Origin of the sequence: Paenibacillus zeisoli, assembly GCF_003994465.1 — a bacterium.
Lineage (GTDB): Bacteria > Bacillota > Bacilli > Paenibacillales > Paenibacillaceae > Fontibacillus > Fontibacillus zeisoli.
In genome coordinates, this window is record NZ_RZNX01000025.1 from 1 (window position 1) to 328 (window position 328).

Annotated in this window: 2 tRNA genes; both read right to left on the reverse strand. The window is 48.8% G+C overall.

Features of this window, described 5'->3' with window-relative positions:
• Positions 1–113: 113 nt before the first annotated feature.
• A tRNA-Glu gene (locus EJP77_RS20520) sits at positions 114–188 on the reverse strand.
• Positions 189–229: 41 nt separating this feature from the next.
• A tRNA-Thr gene (locus EJP77_RS20525) sits at positions 230–305 on the reverse strand.
• Positions 306–328: the final 23 nt, after the last annotated feature.

Consider the following 328-nt stretch of genomic DNA (forward strand, 5'->3'; position numbering starts at 1 on the left):
CCAGCTGAGCTAAGCCTCCATATTAACAAGAATGTTATGGATACTTCGGCGAGACAATAGGACATAGTATGTACTGACATCACTCATCTAATTCAAGCCATTATCCAATAAAGTGGTGACCCGTAGGGGATTCGAACCCCTGTTACCTCCGTGAAAGGGAGGTGTCTTAACCCCTTGACCAACGGGCCTTATAGTTAGGCAAGCTTAGCTGCCATCCAACCAGAAGAAATGGAGCTCTCAACCGGGATCGAACCGGTGACCTCATCCTTACCATGGATGCACTCTACCTACTGAGCTATGAGAGCAATGGCTCCCCGAACAGGACTCG